Annotated in this window: 8 protein-coding genes; 6 read left to right on the top strand and 2 right to left on the bottom strand. The window is 36.4% G+C overall.

From position 1 onward, the window contains the following. Positions 1 to 100: 100 nt before the first annotated feature. A complete protein-coding gene (locus ACECE_RS0211305) occupies positions 101 to 745 on the bottom strand; it encodes a response regulator transcription factor (protein ID WP_010681323.1) in 645 nt (214 codons plus the stop codon). Between the two features lie 144 nt (positions 746 to 889). Further along, positions 890 to 2,608 (bottom strand): sensor histidine kinase, encoded by a 1,719-nt coding sequence (locus ACECE_RS0211300; RefSeq protein ID WP_010681322.1) that lies wholly within the window; start codon positions 2,606 to 2,608, stop codon positions 890 to 892. A 668-nt stretch (positions 2,609 to 3,276) separates the two neighbouring features. On the opposite strand from ACECE_RS0211300, the gene ACECE_RS0211295 reads away from it, so the two are divergent. The 6 genes from ACECE_RS0211295 to ACECE_RS0211270 all read left to right on the top strand — a co-directional run bounded on the left by ACECE_RS0211295 (position 3,277) and on the right by ACECE_RS0211270 (position 18,661). Next, a complete protein-coding gene (locus ACECE_RS0211295; RefSeq protein ID WP_010681321.1) occupies positions 3,277 to 5,418 on the top strand; it encodes a glycoside hydrolase family 9 protein in 2,142 nt (713 codons plus the stop codon). 270 nt (positions 5,419 to 5,688) lie between these two features. Next, complete coding sequence (locus tag ACECE_RS0211290; RefSeq protein ID WP_010681320.1) at positions 5,689 to 7,830, top strand: glycoside hydrolase family 9 protein; 2,142 nt, start codon at positions 5,689 to 5,691, stop codon at positions 7,828 to 7,830. Between the two features lie 321 nt (positions 7,831 to 8,151). Further along, the gene (locus tag ACECE_RS0211285) at positions 8,152 to 9,081 is read left to right on the top strand and encodes an AAA family ATPase (RefSeq protein ID WP_010681319.1); all 930 of its coding nucleotides are present in this window, start codon (positions 8,152 to 8,154) and stop codon (positions 9,079 to 9,081) included. Positions 9,082 to 9,189: 108 nt separating this feature from the next. Continuing rightward, on the top strand, positions 9,190 to 10,494 hold the full coding sequence (locus ACECE_RS0211280) for a DUF58 domain-containing protein (protein WP_456049003.1): 1,305 nt from the start codon (positions 9,190 to 9,192) through the stop codon (positions 10,492 to 10,494). An 81-nt stretch (positions 10,495 to 10,575) separates the two neighbouring features. Next, positions 10,576 to 12,942, top strand: a complete 2,367-nt coding sequence (locus tag ACECE_RS0211275) for a transglutaminase-like domain-containing protein (RefSeq protein ID WP_010681317.1) — start codon at positions 10,576 to 10,578, stop codon at positions 12,940 to 12,942. 151 nt (positions 12,943 to 13,093) lie between these two features. After that, positions 13,094 to 18,661 carry an S-layer homology domain-containing protein gene (locus ACECE_RS0211270; RefSeq protein WP_010681316.1) on the top strand — a complete coding sequence of 1,856 codons (5,568 nt, stop codon included), beginning with the start codon at positions 13,094 to 13,096 and terminating at the stop codon, positions 18,659 to 18,661. Positions 18,662 to 18,701 lie beyond the last annotated feature (40 nt).

Genomic DNA, 18,701 nt, shown 5'->3' with positions numbered 1-18,701 from the left:
TGATATCATTATTAAAAAATAGACTTACAAAACTGCTGTGTAAAAAAGCTCAGGGTCTCGATGACCCTGAGCTTTTTTTAGTTACGTACGGTAGAATGTATTACACAAGCTTATTTCGTACTGCAAACACTGCCAATTGGACACGGTCTTTTAAATCCAGTTTTCTCAGTAGGGAAGAAACAATATTACGAACCGATCCTTCTGTAAGGAATAGTTCTTCTGCTATCTGGTTGTTGCTTTTTCCGTCAACTACAAGTTGAATAACTTTTATCTCCCGTTCATTCAATTTTGCCAGTGCAGTACTCTCCTCCAAATTATGTGGTTCATTTCCATCCAGTTTTTGTACTACCTTTTCAAATATGTTTTTCTGGATAATGTTATATCCTTGATATACACTTTTAATTGCATGTATCAGCTCAACAGCGCTGATGTCTTTCAAAACATAGCTATCTGCCCCGTTTTTCAGGGAATTTGATACGTTTTCGTCATCCTGAAAGGTAGTCAGAATAATGATTTTAATATTGGGAAAGTGCTGCTTAATAAGTCGTGTTCCTTCCACACCATCACAATCCGGCATGAGAATATCCATAAGAACCAGGTCAACCTGCATCCTTTTACACAATTCAAAAGCCTCAAAACCGTTTGATGCTCCTCCAACCACTTCAATACCAGGGTCATGATCCAGCATATACTTCAATGTATCTCTGAATATCACTAAATCATCAACAATCATAACTTTGATCATCAATACTGCCCCTTTTCCATTTTGTACTTTTTACTCTAAATTGATTACAATAATATTTTACACTATATGCAAACTAACGGTTGTCATTAGTTTATTAAAAAAATCCAGCCGATTGTCATAAATTTCTGTAATCTTATTTTTTGCCTATTTCAGCGGGACTTCGATATGTATATTAAAACCCTTTTCACCATCCGAACCAAATACTATTTTCCCGGAAAGCTTGCGAATTCTTTCCTCCATGCCAGAAAGCCCATTTCCTTTCTGAATATCTGCACAGCCTGCCCCATCGTCAAATATAAAAAGCTTGACGGAAGCTTTATAAAATATAAACATTATCTTTATATTACAAGCTTTACCGTGTTTAATGGAGTTGGTCACTGCCTCTTGGCAGATTTTAAGAAGATTATCCGACACTTCCCGGTCAACATATTCGCTGCTTCCTTCATATGTAAGGTCAATTCTGAGTCCGGAATGGCTAAATCTCTCTGTCAACTCGGAAACAGCCTTAATAAGATGATTGGCCTCCAAAGACTCCGGAGCCATACCTGAAATAGAGCGTCTTAACTCATTCATTCCATCCTTGGATATCTTCATCAGGTCTTTAATGATTTTTCTTGCCCGGGTTTCATCTTTTCCATACGTCATATCCAATGCTTCTGCAAGTGTAATTATGGAAACAAGCGTGTGCCCCAGTGTATCATGAACATCCTGTGCAATCCTGTTTCTTTCCTTTACGATAGCCAATTCCTCAACTTTTAAGGCATATCCAGATATCTGCCTGTTAAGCGCTATAAGTTCGTTATTCTTGTTGTTCATTTCCTTTATTAAGTCTCTATATTCCTGAATGTTGTCAAAAGAAACCGCTGTTCCGATAGTCTGTCCCTTTGGATTTAAAATAGGATTGATATTTACTCTATAAGACTGTTCCCGCACTCCTTTTAATATAATTTCTCCACTAAAAGGCTCATTCACACCAAGCTGAAGATACTGAACAATCTTTTCAGACTCCTTGGTCTTTTTAATAATTTTTTCAAGCAAAAGGGCTATATCTGATGCTTTTTCTACACCGGATAATATTTCCGGGTTGGGCAAAAAGCATTTGAAGGCCTTGTTATACTTAATAATCCTCAAATCCTTGTCGAAAACGCAAATTGCTTCCTGCAGGGTATCTGCATAGTTCTTCAGCACCCTGGATTCAACATCCAAAAAGCTATATTTAAACGAGGCAACCAGAAATAGTATAGAAGATATAATAAAGCCGAAGGGTGTTATTTCAATTTTGAATTTGAAGATCAGATATAATATATTGAAGATTAACGGTATAACAGCCGCAATAATAACCAATACTGTCTGATTTCTCTTTAATGTACTGCATCTCAGTGCATACCGGATCAATATAAATGTACCTGTTATAATATATGTATAAGAAAAAACAAAATGAACCCAGAAAAATATTCCGAATTGCCTTCCATCTTCACCTTTGAAATAAAACAGGTGATGCAGCTCATTTGTCAGTAGGGAAAGGTATTGAAGGGTAGGCGCAATTGCCAAAAAGAATATATTTTTTTTCCTGCTAATAATTTTTGAATTGGAATAACATAGACAAAATATTAACCAGGCAAACCCTAAATAGCATATCCCACTGTAATAAAACTTCAATACACTAAACCCTTGTTCTCTGGTAATGCTCAAAGATTCAAACAACAGGCCTAATGACCAAACAAAATTCGTTGACATAAGAAAAACAAAACTATATAAAAGCTTTGTCCGTTTTCCCTCTATAAGGACAAAAACTATCAATGCAAGTAATAGAACTATTGAAGTCAAGTAAATAAATACTGTGAGTTGAAGTTTAAACGCCATAAAATAAAAATTCCTTATTTCTCTATATAATCTTTATATTTATAATTGCTATGAAAACAAAATACTTCAAAGAATATATTACCATAGAATAAGGACAATAAAAATAGGAATATAGACAAAAACGGAAGTTTGAAATTGTAGTCAAAGCCATTTTATGTTATTTTTCGGATTATTGGTTTCTGCGTTGATTGATAGCATGAATTAAAAGAGGTACTTTATATCTGGAAATGGTATTTTAACACTAATTCCATTTTGTAAAATGGAACGAACTAAGGATGTTAAGGAAAGTTAGCTTGTTTTTATTTATATTATTATTGTGCATTTCGAAAAAATGAAATATAATATATAATATATAGAAATAATTTCATAATGTTGAATGGGATATAATAAAAATAGTGATTTGTTTTGGGTAAATATTGTATATGTAACTAATGTTTGCAGCACACTACATAAATCTTTTGTAACGTCCAATTCTGTTTATTTCCAGTATCTTTACCAATAACTATTTAGCTCTCCTCACTATAAAGTCCCAAAGCTTGAAAAAATCCATTAAATTTTGCTGAGGTATATTTAGGGCTCTATTCCGTTACGCAAAGTAATTTGAGTAAATGCGGAGTACTGGTCTTAAAATACAAAATTAAAAATTATTTATTAAGGAGGAATTGTACGTGAAGAAAATTATGTCTTTAGTACTGACGGCAGCTTTATCACTTTCAGTGGTGCTTCCAACGGCGACAGTTTCTGCAGCCTCAACTTACAATTATGCAGAAGCACTTCAAAAATCATTCTTTTTCTATGAAGCTCAGCAGGCAGGTCCACTTCCTGACTGGAACCGCGTTGAATGGCGTGGAGATTCAACAATGGGTGACGATGTAAAAGGTGGCTGGTATGATGCAGGAGACCATGTAAAGTTTAATCTCCCAATGGCATATTCAGCAGCAATGATTGGATGGTCAATGTATGAGTATCCAGAAGGTTATGAAAAATCCGGACAGATGCAAGCTGCGAAAAACAACTTGAAATTCGTACTTGACTATCTTGTAGCATGTGACAAAGGAAGCAGTGTAGTTTATCAGGTTGGAGATGGCGGAAAAGACCATACATGGTGGGGACCTGTAGAAGTTATTGAAAAGAAGATGACACGTCCATCATATACAGGTACTGGATCCTGTGTAGTAGGTGAGATGGCAGCAGCTCTTGCTATTGGGTCAATAGTTTTAAATGATAGTACATATCTTACACATGCAAAGAGTTTATTTAGCCTTGCGGATTCTACCCGCAGTGATAGCTCCTATACTGCAGCAAGTGGATACTACAATTCATGGAGCGGTTTCTATGATGAGCTTTTGTGGGCTTCAACTTGGCTTTATGTAGCAACTAAAGATGAAAGTTATCTTTCAAAAGCAGAAGCATATGTACCTAAACTAAACAGGCAGGGACAAACTACTAACATAGAGTTTAAGTGGAGTCACTGTTGGGATGATGTTCACTATGGTGCAATGGTTATGCTTGCAAAACTTACAGGCAAGCAGGAATATAAAGATTTTGTACAGATGCATCTTGACTGGTGGACTGTTGGATACAATGGTGAAAAAATAAAATATACCCCAGGTGGACTTGCTTGGAATGATACATGGGGATGTTTAAGATATGCGACAACTGCAGGGTTCCTTGCAAGTGTATATGCTGATTATACTGATGATTCAACACTTAAGACTAGATACGAAAGTTTTGCTAAAACTCAGATGGATTATTGTTTAGGATCAAATCCAAGTAACAGAAGTTATGTTTGTGGTTTTGGTACAAACCCTCCAGTACATCCTCACCATAGAACTGCGCAAGGTTCATGGGCAGACAACATGAATACACCTCCATACCATAGACATATACTCTATGGAGCTCTTGTTGGAGGACCTAGCTCCGGTGATGCATATGCTGATACTGTTCAAGACTATACTGCAAATGAAGTTGCAACTGACTATAATGCAGGATATACAGCATTGCTTGCAAAGATGTGTTCAGTTAACGGTGGAACACCTCTAGCTAACTTCCCACAACCTGAAAAGAAGGAAGATGAGTTCTTTGTAGAGGCAGGTGTAAATTCAGCTGGACCTAATTACACTGAAATAAAGGCACAAATGACTAACCAATCAGGTTGGCCTGCAAGAACTATAAAGGATTTATCATTTAACTATTATATGGACCTCACAGAAGTTTTGGCAGCAGGTGCTAAAGCAAGTGATTTGACAGTAAAAGCAGGTACTGCAGAATTCCCTGTTACTTGTTCAGAGATTAAACAGTATTCTGGTAATATTTATTATGTAAAAGTTAAGTTCGAAGATGGAACAAACATATATCCAGGTGGACAGTCACCATTCCAGGGAGAAGTTCAGTTCCGTATTTCTGCTCCTACATCAACTAGTTATTGGGATGCTAAGAATGACTACTCATATGATGGCTTAGGAACAAGCAGTGTTGTTAAGACAAAGAAGATTACAGTTTATGATGGAAGTACATTGATATTCGGTATAGAGCCAGATGGAACAACTGTTACAGAAGGGCCTACTCCAACTAAAACTATAGCACCACCAACACCTACTCCAACAAATAGTTCAACAGTTCTTAAGGGTGATATGGACCTCAATGGATCTGTTAATTCAATTGACTTAGGTACAATGAGAAAGTACTTATTAGGTTTAATGCCTGAAATTACGCCTATACAGTTAAAAGCTGGAGATTATGATGGTGATGGAAAAATTACTTCAATTGACTTGGGATATTTAAGGAAGTTTTTACTTGGAATGCTATAATAGTTGTTTTAACTAAGGTTTATATTATTTAGTACTAATAGCCGTATGGACTTTAAAGGTCTATATGGCTATTTTTATAGCATTAGGAAGTATACAAAATAAGACGTTGTATTCTTGTAAAGTCACTCTGTTATGTAATATAATATAATTAGGTTTAATTTCCATTATATAATGATAATTAGGGCTATAATTCCGTAGAAAAAATATGGACAAGGTACGGGGTATTAGTCTTAAAATAATTTATAAATTTTTATTAAGGAGGAGTTGTACGTGAAGAAAATTATATCTTTGGTACTGTCGGCAGCTTTGTCACTTTCATTGGTGCTTCCGTCGGCAACAGTTTCTGCGGATTCATCATCTTATAATTATGCAGAAGCTCTTCAAAAATCACTTTATTTCTATGAAGCTCAGCAGGCGGGACCGCTTCCTGATTGGAACCGTGTTGAATGGCGTGGAGATGCAACAATGAATGATGCTGTTTTAGGTGGCTGGTATGATGCCGGAGATCATGTTAAGTTCAATCTTCCAATGTCATATTCAGCAGCAATGCTTGGATGGGCGATGTATGAGTACCCGGAAGGGTTTGAGAAATCAGGACAGATGGATACAATGAAAAACAACTTAAAGTTTGTACTTGACTATCTTGTAGATTGTGACAAAGGGACCAGCGTAGTATATCAGGTTGGAGATGGAGCAAAAGACCATAACTGGTGGGGGCCTGTTGAAGTTATTGAAAAGAAGATGGCTCGTCCATCCTATACTTGTAATGCGTCTTGCATAACAGGGCAAATGGCAGCAGCTCTTGCTGTCGGGTCAATAGTATTAAATGACAGTACATATCTTACACATGCAAAGAGCCTGTTTAGCCTTGGAGATTCTGTAAGAAGTGACAGCACTTATACAGCAGCAAACGACTACTATAAATCATGGAGCGGATTCTGGGATGAACTTTTGTGGGCTTCAACATGGTTATACATAGCAACTGGTGACGAGAGCTATATTAAAAAGGCAGAATCATATTTACCAAACCTGGAGAGACAGGGAGCCTCCACTGATATAGAGTATCAATGGTGTCACTGCTGGGATGATTGTAAACCCGGTGCAATACTGCTCCTTTCAAGGATTACAGGTAAGGAAGAATATCATAATTACATTAAGATGCACCTTGATTATTGGACAGTAGGATACAATGGTGCAAAAATAAAATACACTCCAGGTGGACTTGCATGGCTTGATACATGGGGATGTTTAAGATATGCTACAACAACTGCATTTTTAGCAAGTGTATATTCCGATTCTATTGATGACTCAACTCTTAAGGCCAGATATGAGGGTTTTGCTAAAACTCATATAGATTATTGCTTAGGAGCAAATCCAAGCAAAAGAAGTTATGTTTGTGGCTTTGGTACTAATCCTCCGGTACATCCCCATCATAGAACATCTCAAGGTTCATGGGCTGACAACATAAATACACCTCCATACCATAGGCATATACTCTATGGAGCTCTTGTTGGAGGACCTAGCTCGAGCGATGGGTACACTGATACTGTTCAGGATTATACTGCTAATGAAGTTGCTTGTGATTATAATGCAGGGTATACAGGAATGCTTGCGAAGATGTGCTCAATATACGGCGGAACACCTGTTGCTAACTTCCCTCAGCCTGAAACAAAGGAAGATGAGTTTTTCGCAGAGGCGTCAATTAACTCTTCAGGACCTACCTATACTGAACTAAAGGTATTATTAAATAACCAATCAGGTTGGCCGGCAAGAGTGATAAAAGATTTGTCTTTCAATTATTACGTTGATCTGTCAGAGGTATTTGCAGCAGGTGCTAAATTGAGTGATTTGAAAGTAAAGGTAAATATTTCGGAATTCCCTGTAACTATTTCGGAACTTAAACAATACTCTGGTGATATTTATTATGTAAATGTTAAGTTCGAAGATGGAACAAATATATACCCAGGTGGACAGTCTGCATTTTCTGGTGAAGTTCAGTTCCGTATTTCTGCTCCTGAAGCAACAAGCTACTGGGATCCTAAGAACGATTACTCATATGATGGATTAGCAGCTAGCACCGTTGTTAAAACCAAGAAGATTACAGTTTATGATGGAGATAAGTTAATATTCGGTACAGAGCCAGATGGAACAGCTCCTACAGAAGGGGCTACTCCGACTAAAACTATAGCACCGTCAACACCTACTCCATCAACTCCATCAACTCTTAGGGGCGATATGGACCTCAGTGGGGCTGTTAATTCAATCGACTTTGGTTTAATGAGGCAGTACTTATTAGCTATGAAAACTGACTTTACGTCTGCACAGTTAGCAGCTGGAGATATGGATGGTAATGGATCAGTTAATTCAATTGACTTTGGACTTTTAAGGAAGAAGTTGCTTGGAATGTCATAATATTTATTTTAACTGAGTTTTAATGCCGTTTATTCTGATAGCCATATGGACTTAATGTTTATATGGCTATTTTTAATGCCTAAGGAGGCATACAAAATAAGAGTTACATTCTTGTAAAACTACCATGCTATGTAATATAATATAATATGTAAATACTAACAAAATGCGATATTTTTCGAGTTATAAGAATTCTAGATGTTATTATGTGCTCAAAAACATTTAATATCATTGGTGTATCAAGTCTTAAGTTTTGTGTTATATAGTTTTTCATAGTTTGCAGTTTAGGTTTAAAAATAAAATAATTTCTGAGGTGTACATTTGATGAATAATATGGTTGAGGCACTTATAGGAAATATGGAAAAAGTTATCGTAGGTAAAAGGTCTGTGTTGGAACATATTCTGGTAGCACTATTAAGTGATGGACATGTATTGATTGAAGATGTACCGGGGGTTGGCAAAACACAGATTGTAGCTACGCTTGCACGTTCGGTTAACGGTATATTTAACAGGGTACAGTTTACTCCGGATTTAATGCCGTCGGATATAATGGGTTTTTCTATGTTTAATCCAGCCACTCGTGAATTTGAATATAGGAAGGGCGCAGCAATGTGCAATTTTCTTTTAGCGGATGAAATAAACAGGACTTCCCCCAAAACTCAATCAAGCCTTCTGGAAATAATGGAAGAGAATCAGGTTACAGTAGATGGAAAAACCTATCAATTGCCTAGGCCATTTATGGTACTTGCAACACAAAACCCTGTAGAGTGTTTTGGGACATATCCTCTACCTGAAGCTCAAATGGACAGATTCTTTTTAAAGCTATCTATAGGCTATCCGGAAAAGAGTGAAGAGAAGTTGATAATTGACAGGTTTGGAAGCGATAATCCTTTATCTGAACTTGCACCTGTTGCTAATATTAGTGACCTGATTGAGCTTCAAAATCAGGTTAAAAAGATCAATATTGAAGATTGTTTGAAAACATATATTGTAGATATTATTGAGGCTACAAGGAAAAGTCCTGACGTAGTACTTGGGGGAAGTCCGAGGGGAAGTCTTAATTTATACAGAGCGTCAAAAGCTTGGGCTTTTATTAGAGGAAGGGAATATGTAATTCCTGATGATATTCAAAAAATGGCAGCTCCAGTTCTAGCCCACAGGATAATCATGAATTCTGGTGCAAAAATGAAAAACATTACCGCAGATGATGTGGTACATGAAGCAATTGTGAAAGTTAAGGTCCCAACATTTTAGTGCTTATTAACATTACTAATTTCAAAATGTAAAATGCACTATAGTTGTTTGTATTCTGTATATAAGCAAAGGAAAACTTTTATGAGAAATTTTGGTTTGCTTTTCTTAATGACAATTTTTATTTATTTGTATTCTTACTTTATCGGTGGAGAAACAAGCATGGTAATGGTGTACATGTTTATCTTTTCTCCAATAGTGTCAGTTCTGCTGATTTTCCCGTTTAGGGACAGACTTTCTGTATCTATTGATGCTCCGTCGTCAGAGGTTGAAAAATGCGGCATTATAAGAGTCAGTGTGTGTATTGAAAACAAGTCTTTTATGCCTATTCCATTTGTTAATATTAGGTTTTGTCAGGCTGTAAATTTTAGTATATCGGGTTCAGCTAATGAGATAGTTTCATTGGGACCATTTCAAACTAAAATTATAACTAAGGAATACACTGCAAAAAGCAGGGGTATAGGAGAAATAGGTGTAAGTGGCGTTTGGCTTAAAGATTACTTAAATCTCTTTAAAGTTTCAATATTAAAAAATACTGAGGAGAGTCGGTACACTGGAGAAGTAACTGTTTTGCCTAGGCTTGTAAGCATAAAGCCAACCAGTAAAATTTTATTGGATTCATCTGATACACCGCAGCAGGATGATTCAGGCACTTCAACAACAGGGTTTTACAATTGGAGTGGAGAACCGGGCTATGAGTTCAGGGAGTACATGGCGGGCGATCCACTTCATAAGGTACACTGGAAACTTTCTGCCAGAAGTGAAACACTTATGGTTAGGAAGGATGAGGGGAGAGGAGTAGCAAAAAAACGTCTTGTTTTAGATCCATGTATGGAAATGCTTCAAAGAAAACGAGACAGTAAAACGATTTATCAATTGCTGTTTAACTCCTTAACAAAATCTAATAATGAGAATAATGGCAATACGGAAGATGAAGTATTGATACTGGAAGAAAAGACGTTGGAAGTAATACTTGCAGTAGCAAATATATCAATTAAAACAGGAAGAGAAGTTGAGTTATGGCTATATGAGGATGGTAACTGGAATAAGTATGGTATAACCGATGGAAAGAGTATTAATGAGATTCAGCACAGATTAGCATCTTATAAGTTCACGAGCGATATTACTGCAGACTCATCAAAACGGTTGCCTTTAACTGATATTATGGAACATGAAGGCAGAAGCCGGTATGCTCGAGGTGGCGAGGCAACAGTTTTTACCGGGCATCTTGATAATAATTTGCAAAAGGCAATTGATTGCTTTTCTGATTATGGCATAACTATTGATATCGTTTCGGTAAAGAGTTCCGTTTCGAAAAGTATGGTTACCGCTAAAGCAGAGAAGGTGTTTGCTCATAGAGAGGGTAATGCATGGGTTTTAGGCACAGATGATGATATTACTGAGGCCTTCTCATAAGCGGTTAAGGAATAGCTGAAATATTACTCCGGATTTTTCACATGGTTGGAATGACATTATTATTTTTGGGGATGGGATGTAATGAAAGCGCTATTTAGGGAATTGAACAATCAAAAATTATCACTTATATTTTCTATTATATTAACTTACTGGGCAATGACTTCATTCTTGGGAATGCCTATAGTTGATATACTACTAGTGATTTCCCTGGTTAATACTATTCTCTTTATCTGCTGTATATACGCAAAAAAGCAGGGGACAGCAGGAGGTATAGTGTTTGTTCTTGGGTCAGTTGTATACTTTATGAGTATTATGGTAATTATTCTTTTTTCCGGTGAATCGAATTTGTCATATCTTATATGGATTGTTGTAACAAAACCCGAAAGTGTTGAACTCATACCGGCTTTCTGGTTCGCGACTGTTTTGATTGCATGTTACGGGCTAACTTCAACAGTTTATTATTTTACCAATATAAGGTATAGAGTACCGGTTCTTTTACTTATTGGAATTATACCTTTCATGTTGCAATCAGCTAAAACGGATCGTGGAATTACATTACCGTTTGTGCTTTTTCTGATATTTTTCTTTTTATTGTATTTGGAGCGTACAGTAAAGAAAACAGTAAATTTAGATAAGGATTATCATATAAATAACCCGTGGTATATTATGTCAGCGACCATTTTTATTGCTATAGTTCTTACTTTATCACTAACTGCTCCAAAACCTGAAACAGTACCTAAAGTTGCATATATAAAACAAGTTTTAAATGAGACAATACAAAATCTGGCCCAAACAAACGGTCAAAATATAGAGGTTGAGAACTTAGCTAAAATATTTAATACAATGTCAATTAAAAATCAAAGCATTTTAGGTTCAAGTACACCTCCATTAGGAGATAACGTACTTTTTGAAGTACAAGCGAAGGAACCCCTCTATTTTAGAGTTCAGAGCTGGGATAAATATGTAGACAATAGATGGATTAAAGGGAATAAGGAACTTGATAATAAGAGAGACATTAAAGACATTAAGAACAGCTACACTAAGTTTTATGTATTGGCAGAGCTACTGCAGCAAATGAAAAAAAATAGTTTGCTTCCATCCGAGTATGCTAAAGTGGATAAATATTTAGAGGGTACTCCAAAACAGCAGGAGATAAAGCAAGCTTATATCCAAACAAAGGGAGTACCAATGCAATCATTACTAAACCCACCGGGAGTATGTAGTTTTGGATTGTGGAATAATCCAATTGTATATATAAATGGACATGCTGAGTGTTATATAGAAAACGAACAAATTCCTGATTTAAATGAATCATATACTATTGATTATTTTTCTCAGAATTTGTCTCACTCATCTTTGGAATTCAATCTGCTTAGGGAAGTAAACAGGGATTTTGTTACGGGCATATTTGATCTTAAAAAATATAAAGTTAGTAATAACAACGATGGAGCATTGGATAAGAATTTATCCAGTGGTCAATTAGTAATAGATTCTGAAACGAAAAATGTAATAGAAGAAGCCAATTCTGAAATGGATTCAGCTTATGATAATTATACAGACCTGCCGGAAGATTTGCCTCAGAGAATATATGATTTGGCAGACAACATAACAGAGGGGGCGACAAGCGATTATGATAAAGCCCAGGCTATAGTAGACTTTTTTGATACTACAGGGTTTGAGTATGATTTAACACCCCCAAGTCCATCTAAAGGTATGGATTATAATGATTTCTTTATTTTTGAAAGTAAAAAAGGTATATGTATGCACTTCGCATCTGCAATGGTTATTCTGGCAAGGGCAGCAGGTATACCGGCAAGATATGTGGAAGGTTTTGTAGCAAATGAATGGGACCCGGAAACAGGGAATTATCTTATCAGAGAAAAACATGCCCACGCTTTTCCGGAGGTTTATATTGCAGGTTATGGCTGGATGGTTTTTGAACCAACGGTTGGGAGTGGAAACTCAGGCAACAGATTCAGCGCATTCTTTGAAGGTTTATTCAATACAATCGGCTATATTGCATCATCAATTGGGAATTTTATAAAAGTTATGCCGCTTTGGGTTAAACTGTTATTTATCCCATATACTATTTTCTTACTCTTTCTATTGATTTGGTTATTTAACCGTGTTCGTAGAAGTATGTGGAAAAAGAGTGTTTTAAATGCAGATGGAAGTATGGCGATTTCGATGATATTTGCAAGAATATCATATTTATTAAGGAAGATTGACCTAGAGATAAAGAAATATGAGACACCATCAAATTATGCTGTCAGAGTGCTTGAAGCCAGTGGAGTAAACATGTCGGAATTTGCCGACTGTTTTAACAAGTCTAAATACGGTGGCTTAAATCCCGATCAGGAGGCTGTATTAAATGCTATGGAAAAATACAACGAAGTAAGAAAATATGTTAAAAAAGAGGTTGGGAAGCTGAAAGCTTGGATGCTTTAGTTGATAGCTGACCTGCCAGAGGTTTCGAAAATTTCAGAGTTGGCATTAAGTGGGTAATTAGGAAATTGACGATTTGTTAAACATGATATATCATTGTTGTTGAACATATTAAAGATACAGAATATGTAATAATTTTTTAGGGGAGAGTGTTATGAAAAGAATAGTGAGAGTCAGCATTTCTGTCATGCTAATAATTTTATTATGTATGCAATCTTTCGTTTGCTTTTCGAAAACAACTCAAAGTGCTGATTATAGTGATATAACCGGGCATTGGGCAAAAAACGAGATAACTAACATGATAAATCTTGGTTATATAAAAGGTATAGCTTCGAACGATGGAATTAAAATTCAACCCGACAGGAATATTACAAGAGCAGAAGTTGTTGCTGTAATAGTGAAAATTCTTAAGGCTGAAGCGGCAAGTGAAAAGATTAAAGACTTTTCAGATGTGAAAAGTGATGCATGGTATAAAAATATTATTGATATTGCATCTAGCAACGAACTTATTGGGGGCTATCCTGACGGCACATTCAAGCCAAATAGTAATATTTCAAGGGGGGAGATAGCTCAACTTGTATCAAAATTATGTAAGTTTGATACTCAATCACAAGATTACGAAAATTCTTTTCCTGATGTGAAGGATAATGACTGGTTTTATAAGCAGGTTATGGCTTGCAAGAAAAATAATATAATAAGCGGATACCCTGATAACACATTCAGACCATTTAACCCTGCAACCCGTGCAGAAGCTTTTTGTTTACTTGGAAAAAGTCTTGCATTTTTAGGTATTGTTGTAGATAGTGAAGAGATCCCAGGAGGCCCAGCTACAGCGGATGTGTCTCATGAAACGCCAACACCTACATCTACACCAGTAAATATACATACCCCAACACATACAACGACACGTACACCAACAAATACACCAACATGTACACCAACAAACACATCAACGCATACACTAACAAACACACCAACAAATATAATGACAAATACACCGACATGTACACCAACCAATACACCAACCAATACACCAACAGCAAATACTGAAGGAAGCATCCATTTTATTGCACCTGAAACGCTGACAGGTTCTGATAGTGTTTATATTAAAGGCAGAACAATGGATGTCCCGTCAATAAAATCAATAGACTGCATAATCAGCTATACTGACGATGCAGGAAGCTATAACTCCGATACATATAGCATTACAGACTATAAGACAATTAATAGTAAGACCGGGGTTTATGAATTTGAGTTATTAAATATGAAACTTCCAAGCTATAGGAATGAAATAGAAATTGTTATAACTGACAGGGAGGGTAAAACACATACTGGTACAAAGTTGGTAAGTGTCAATATTGATTCAGACAATGATGGACTTCTTGATGCTGAAGAAGATATATATGGAACTTCCAGATTAATTGCAGATACCGATGAAGATGGTCTTTCAGATTATGAGGAAATTGAAGAGTACCTTACAAATCCACTCAGTGCTGATACTGATGGAGATGGTTTTAGTGACTGGTCAGAATTGTGTCCACGTAAAGTAACAAAAGATGGTGGGGTTACAAAAGTTGATGTTGTAGGAAAACCAGGGGAGAAAGTCGATGGAGCGTTTTTTATTAGTCCATTCAACAGTGATACCGATGGGGATGGATTAAGTGATTATTATGAAGTAGTTGAACTTGGTACAAACCCTACTGCTGTGTTTACCTTGGATAATCCATATCGTGATGCAGAGATGGATCTTGATGGAGATGGACTAACCAATAAGGAGGAATATAGTGCTGGCACAGCACCTTTGGTTATGGATTCAGATGAAGACGGTTTGGCAGATGGGGCAGAAATAAAGGAATATTCAGCAGATCCGCTCAATCCGGATTCCGATGGTGATGGCCTCTATGAAGGTGAAGAAGTTGAATTGGGTTCAAGCCCTTTAAATATGTTTTCATTTTCTCCAGGCGTTTTGGATAGTTTGGTTACAGTAACAGAAAATGTATATAGGGATCAATTCGATGATGGAATATCTGCCACTTCAGATACTCTTGAATTTATAAGCATTGAAGGTGCTCTAAATGCAGAAAAGAATTTATCAGTGCAGGAAGTTGTGTATATGCCTGAGTTGTCTAATATTGAAGGCATTATCGGAAATCCTGTTGAAATTACCTGCGAAGCAAATATAATCTCTGCAAATCTTACATTCAGCATATCTAAAGATACTTTGGCTTCACATGAGCTTGAAAATCTTAAGGTATTTACTATTTATGAAGGGAAGCTTACTATCCTTGATACTGCATATGACATTACAAGTGGTACAATAAGTGCTTCAACTCCCTACTTTAGTATTTGTGGTATCGTGGATATTTGTAAACTTATTGAGAGCCTTATGTGTGATGATGAGAGCGGCGGAATTCTTGACAAAGGAAAGGCAGACATCATATTTGCCATTGATTCCACTGGTTCAATGGGCGATAAAATTGAAAATGTTATTACAAATGTTAACGAATTTGCAGAAGAACTAAGTAAAAATGTTGAAATTAGGTTCGGTTTGATAGATTATAAGGATATATATGAAGTTGGTGAAACAACTATAAATTGCGGCTGGTTCACTGATGTAAATGAGCTTAAGAAAAGAGTTGACGAAATTTTAGTATACGGTGGTGGAGACGTGCCTGAATCAGCTGTAGATGCATTAGAAGAAGCTAGAACAATGGGCTTTAGGCCAAATGCTAAAAAGTTCATAGTATTGCTGACTGATGCAGACTACAAAGATGGCACACACTTTACAGATGTTACAACCATGGCGCAGGAAATTGACCTGCTTAAGAATGACGGTATAATAACATCAGTTGTTTCAGATATTGGTTATGAGTACGTATACAATAGTCTTTATACCGAAACCAATGGACTTTTTGCAGATATTAATTCTGACTTTGCAGAGGTTTTAAGAGAATTAAGTTCAAAGATCAAAGATGTAACATTGGATGGTTCATGGATAAGGCTTTTTGATATGAGTGTTGTTAAATTGAATAAAGTTCCTGATAAGGCAGATCTGGAAACTGATACTGATTCGGATGGCCTTCCTGACAGCGTGGAACTTGATTGTGAATTGGCTCTCTCAATTAGTGATCATGAAATTAATACATGGAGTTATTTTACCAACCCTGTTATAAAGGATACTACTGTAAAGATTAGAAACATAAATGTTACCCCTGAGTCTGGAAAATCAGTTGAAAGCTACAAGATAAGTGCAGACATGTTTTTGCCTGAAGGAAGTCAGGATATTTCTTATGCTGCAATACAATTCAGATTAAGCAGTGGCAAGTGGATTACTCTTGATACCATACTTGGGGATTCAACTTGTAAAAACAAGTTTGTGATGGATCATGGATCAAAGGTATTTAAAGGAAGAACTGCATGTGTAGCCAGGTTTGAGAAATCAGTAAAGATACTTGATACAGGAAGACATGTGTTTAAGATAACAGCTGTATTAAGCGACGGAACAGTGGTAGAATCTGCGGAGCATGCAATATTAGTGGATGCTGACGGGAAACTTATATGGAAGAGTATTGATGCCAGTAAGACTGCTATTGTAAGCGGAACGTTGGATTTAAACGTAAGCCTTAAAGGTGAGCTGGATACTATACAAAATCTTCAGATTTCTGTGGAGAATGCATCCGGAGCAAGTGAAATGTGCTCTGACTTGGTTAAGGTAATACCCGGAACTTACGATTATAACCTAAAGCTTGATACAAAAGAGCTGGACAATAATAAAAACTATAAAATTGTAGTTATAGGATTGAATGCCAGTGACGAAGTTATTTTGGCAACTCAGGCTTATAGTGTAATTGTAAAAAATATTTTAGCTGTACCTGAAGTTAATTCTCCATCAGGAACCTACGATAGTGACATTAGCGTGTCTATGTCAACAGCAATTAGTGGTGGTGTAATAAGGTATACGCTTGATGGATCTGAACCAACAGCATTATCATCGGAGTATAATGATATGGTTTTGATCAAGTCAGCAAAATATGACTCTGTTGTTTTAAAAGCAGCAGTTTTTGTGGGAGCTGAAAAGGGTGCTGTTGTTAGAAGAGAATATAGCTTTAATAAAGATACCGGATGGAACTTTGCAGACCAAAAGTTTATTTATCTCACTGGAGCTAACTACAAAAATGCATCTGCAGGTGATCCTAACAGGATATTTACAGACAAGATAAATGCTTTAAATGCTCAGGTTGCAAAAGTACAAGACTACTCAAACAATAAAAGTATAATAAGGTGTGCAGAAAATCAAGGTAAAGTAGATACTCTAATTAATTACCTTATTTCATCGTATGATAAATACTTTAGCAACGAAATTAATGCTGGTGCCAAATCTAGTTTGGAAAGTGAAAGAGCCCAATTTAGTTCAAATCATGCAGCTATGGGAAAATATATTATTGAGCTTTTATTATGGGATCAGAAAAAAGTTGACAAGTTTTATGAGCTTCTACTGACTTACCCAATAAGAGAATTTAAGTTTGATGAGAGGCTTTTGATAGCAATACTTTATAATGAAGGTACAGGAAGCTTCGACACTTATGCTGATATAAAAGCAGCAGATGGAGAGAACGGAACAAATATTGATTTTGAAGATGATGCTAAACGAGTAGTTCAAAGCCAGGCAATAGCTAAATTATCTACTTACGCGCATTACGGAGAAAATTATAGAAACTTTATAAACGGTTTGGAACAGTCAGATTATTCAACTATTCCTGATATAGGTTTATTTAAAGAGGGTGGAGGAAGGATTGCACAATACTTAAATTCGAGGGCACCAAAAATGCAGTCATACGAAATGGTATCAGGTGTGCCCGCTATAACAAATATAATTGAATATGACTTGTATGCAGTAAATTTCAGATGGTGGTACGGTGTTGAAACAACGTTTGATCAACTGGTTACAAATAACGGAACAGGTAACCTGTCAGAAAAATACAGCCAGTATTTACTTAAAAATGTGATACCTTTAAAAATAGGTTATACTCTTCCAGCGTGCAGTTTCTCATTAAGCGATGAAGGTGCAATGGCGGCTTCAGATGACGGATGGCTTAAAGGCAGGCCTTGTATACAGATTAATTTAAAACCATCACCTTGCCCATCAGGGTTGACAGTGTACTTGAGTCCTTCATTGCAGATACATAATATTGGGGTTGGTGATTATGGTACAGAGTATGACCGTATGAGCGATGTTGCTGATGTGGTCGAGGAAATATTGTCAGAAAACGGAATTGTAGTATATAGAAGTGATAAAGCATGGAGGTTGCTATCAGAAAAAGAGTATCTCGATAAAATAGCTGCTGACAGCAATTCTAAAAAACCAAATGTCCATTTTGCAATCCATACTAATGCTAGTAAAAATAAAGATGTCAGAGGTATGGAGATTTATTACAAGAAGGATGATATCTCAAGCAAAGAATTTGCACAAGCTGTTGAAAGTCATGTCCTCTCGGTTCGTCCGGAAGATGCATTAGAAGGTTGGAAAAGAGGTCTTATAGAAGGCAGTGCATGCGAGGAAATACAATATATAAATGCAACTACTGGTCTTATTGAAATTTCCTTCCACACAAATGAATCGGATGCACAATGGATTGTTGACAACACTGAAGAAATTGGCAGAGAAATAGCAGATGGTATTATGGAATACCTTGGAGTAAAACAATTGCAAGTGCCAAGTTAAACGTAAAGTTAAACGCCAAGTGCCAGTAATTGCCTAATTA

Source organism: Acetivibrio cellulolyticus CD2 (assembly GCF_000179595.2).
Taxonomy (GTDB): Bacteria; Bacillota; Clostridia; order Acetivibrionales; family Acetivibrionaceae; genus Acetivibrio; species Acetivibrio cellulolyticus.
This window is presented reverse-complemented; position numbering and strand designations above follow the sequence as displayed.

What these genes read in the sequence shown, in the direction of transcription:
- ACECE_RS0211305 (WP_010681323.1), bottom strand. Translation starts at nt 745, where the DNA reads ATGATCAAAGTTATGATTGTTGATGATTTAGTGATATTCAGAGATACA.
- ACECE_RS0211270 (WP_010681316.1), top strand. Translation starts at nt 13,094, where the DNA reads ATGAAAAGAATAGTGAGAGTCAGCATTTCTGTCATGCTAATAATTTTA.
- ACECE_RS0211275 (WP_010681317.1), top strand. Translation starts at nt 10,576, where the DNA reads ATGAAAGCGCTATTTAGGGAATTGAACAATCAAAAATTATCACTTATA.
- ACECE_RS0211280 (WP_456049003.1), top strand. Translation starts at nt 9,190, where the DNA reads ATGACAATTTTTATTTATTTGTATTCTTACTTTATCGGTGGAGAAACA.
- ACECE_RS0211300 (WP_010681322.1), bottom strand. Translation starts at nt 2,608, where the DNA reads ATGGCGTTTAAACTTCAACTCACAGTATTTATTTACTTGACTTCAATA.
- ACECE_RS0211285 (WP_010681319.1), top strand. Translation starts at nt 8,152, where the DNA reads ATGAATAATATGGTTGAGGCACTTATAGGAAATATGGAAAAAGTTATC.